At 54.7% G+C, this 2711-nt stretch carries 3 protein-coding genes; all 3 read left to right on the top strand.

Annotated features, from left to right (window positions below):
• The coding region (locus tag T518_RS12270) for a hypothetical protein (RefSeq protein WP_211248230.1) at window positions 1-199 on the top strand (199 nt) is incomplete at its 5' end.
• Between the two features lie 222 nt (window positions 200-421).
• The gene (locus T518_RS11140) at window positions 422-1723 is read left to right on the top strand and encodes a putative porin (RefSeq protein ID WP_036378975.1); all 1302 of its coding nucleotides are present in this window, start codon (window positions 422-424) and stop codon (window positions 1721-1723) included.
• Window positions 1724-2049: 326 nt separating this feature from the next.
• A partial coding sequence (locus T518_RS11135) for an S-layer homology domain-containing protein (RefSeq protein ID WP_036378973.1) occupies window positions 2050-2711 on the top strand: 662 nt, incomplete at its 3' end.

Here is a 2711-nt window from a genome sequence, read left to right as displayed (position 1 = left end):
CGGCTGCCGCTTACTACTTCAACGGCAAGCAGCTGGACAACGACAGAGACGCAGAGCTGCTCTTCGGCCGCGTGAACTTCTGGTTCTGATAACGCGCAGCGGTCGCTTTCAGACGCAATCGCAGATCAAAGCCTTCCACTGGCAACTGTCAGTGGAAGGCTTTTTTCATGCGCGGATTCTCAATGGTATTGATAGTTGAGTGAGTAAACTATTCTAACTGAAGTGTAATGGACTTCTAATAGCTGTGTAATTGTAATTGACTCAGTCAAGTAATATAATGATGGTGTCAAAAGGAAAGGGACAGGGACGTCAGAGGAAACATGGAGACTCGCGATTCTCCCAGTTCTCTTCCCACTTAATTCACTCGATGCCTTCTATTAATCGGCGAGGAGCCATAGAAGGAAGATGGGAGGAATTCATCATGAAAAAGACTCTTGTATCTGCACTCACGACGGCGCTCGTAGTTGGCGCTGCATCCACGACATTTGCCGCAACGAACCCGTTCTCCGATGTGCCGGCTGACCACTGGGCATACGACGCTGTATCCCAGCTCGCAGCCGACGGCGTCATCGAAGGCTACGGTGACACGACGTTCAAGGGCAACCAGAACATCACGCGCTACGAGATGGCGCAGATGGTCGCCAAGGCCATGGCCAAGACTGACGTCTCCGCTTCGGACAAGGCCCTCATTGACAAGCTCGCCGCTGAGTTCTCTGATGAGCTCAATACGCTCGGCGTCCGCGTCAGCAACCTCGAGCGCAATGCCGACAAGGTGAAATGGAACGGCGAGGCCCGCTACACCTATACGAGCACGCGTGACAAATCCAAAGCTGACAGCAAGAGCAACGACGATGAACTGCTGCTGCGCCTCGAGCCGTCGGCTGAGGTCAACAATCACTGGCATGTCAACGCCCGCCTCGATGCGTCCACGGACCTTGCCAAGGACAGCACCGACCCGAATGGTAAACATGGTGATGAGCAGGATACGAATGTGACGCTGCAGCGCCTCTGGGCGGATGGCCAGTACGGCACGACCAACATCAAGGTCGGCAAGCTGCCGATGCAGCTCGACAGCAACCTGCTCTTCGATGACGAGATCTCCGGCGCCGCCATCACGACGGGCAAGGACCTCAAGGTCACGCTGCAGGCAGGCCGCTTCGACCTCGATGGCGATACAAACAACGATTCCATCAACGCGGCTGCTAAGGCAAAAGATGATACGGCCAATATGCAAAGCGTCGGCTTGCAGTACGGAAAGGACAAGCTTAGCATCGGCGCTGGCTACCATCATCTGAACAGCGATGCCTTCACGGCGATGGGCAAGAGCTACAAGTCCACGCAGGATGAAGACAATGCCGACATCTGGAGCGCAAACCTCCACTACGCGTTCGACAAGAACGTCGCCCTCGGCGGCGCCTATGCCGAGAACACGAAGGCCGACGACTACAAGAAGGCCGGCACGGTCGAGCTCGACTACAAGGGCGCAGAGCCTGCGAACAAGGGCACCTGGGGCGCCTATGCCGCTTACCGTTACCTCGGCCAGAACGTAGCCCTTGATCCGTCGTACGACGGCGCCTGGGCCGGCACGAAGGGCTGGGAAGTCGGCACGGACTACACACTCTTCAAGAACACCGTCGCAAGCGTCAAGTACTTCAACGGCGAGAACATCGACAACGGCAAGGATGCCGAGAAGCTCTTCGGCCGCGTCGAATTCCACTTCTGATACACGCGAATTCCACTTCTCTCTATATGAATCAAATGAACGAGAGCAGCGTCCCTTTGGGGGCGCTGCTCTCGTTGTGCGTAAACCGCTTGCTCCCACGGATGCTGCTTTGTTGTTATTTTCTAGAGAAGTTTCTACGATAAATTGTTAATTCTTAGAATTTTCTTTAGTAAGCCTATTGCGGAGGGCAGCCGGGTATGGTACACTGAATTTAATCAAAGCGCGTTCAAAAAAGCGACAGCTAGAGGAAACATGGATACTCTGCGTCGCGATTGGATCGGCTTTGAGAAAATCACTTCTTAATCATATAGAAGGAGGAGTTTCTCATGAAGAAGACTCTTGTATCCGCTCTGACGACGGCTCTCGTCGTTGGCGCAGCCAGCACGACGTTTGCAGCAGCAAACCCGTTCTCTGATGTACCGGCTGACCATTGGGCTTACGATGCTGTAACCCAGCTCGCAGCTGACGGCGTCATCGAGGGCTACGGCGACACGACGTTCCGCGGCCAGCAGAACATCACGCGCTATGAGATGGCTCAGATGATCGCCAAGGCTATGGCAAGAACGGATGTTTCGGCATCGGACAAGGCTCTGATCGACAAACTCGCAGCAGAGTTCTCCGATGAGCTTAACAACCTCGGCGTCCGCGTCAGCAACCTCGAGCGCAATGCCGATATGGTCAAGTGGAACGGCCAGGCTCGTTACCGTTACTGGAGCCAGCGCTATGAGCAAAAAGATGGTTCTACGAAAAAGCAGAACAAAGATCAGCTCAACTTCCGCCTCGAGCCGAGCGCTGAGGTCAACAAGAACTGGCATGTCAAGGCTCGTATCGATGCATTCATGGACCCGAGCAAAGACGAGACGTCAGATCTGACGGTAAAACGCGTTTGGGCACAGGGCGACTACAAGAACTTCCAGGTCAAGCTCGGCAAGATGCCGTTCTTCTCCACGGAGACGGCTGGCATGCTCTTCGATGATCAGTTCTCGGG

This window comes from Mitsuokella jalaludinii DSM 13811 (assembly GCF_000702905.1).
GTDB lineage: Bacteria > Bacillota > Negativicutes > Selenomonadales > Selenomonadaceae > Mitsuokella > Mitsuokella jalaludinii.
Note: the sequence above shows the minus strand (reverse complement) of the source record. Positions and strands in the feature narration are given on the sequence as shown.

Coding starts and splice junctions, on each gene's coding strand:
- T518_RS11140 (WP_036378975.1), top strand. CDS start 422: ATGAAAAAGACTCTTGTATCTGCACTCACGACGGCGCTCGTAGTTGGC.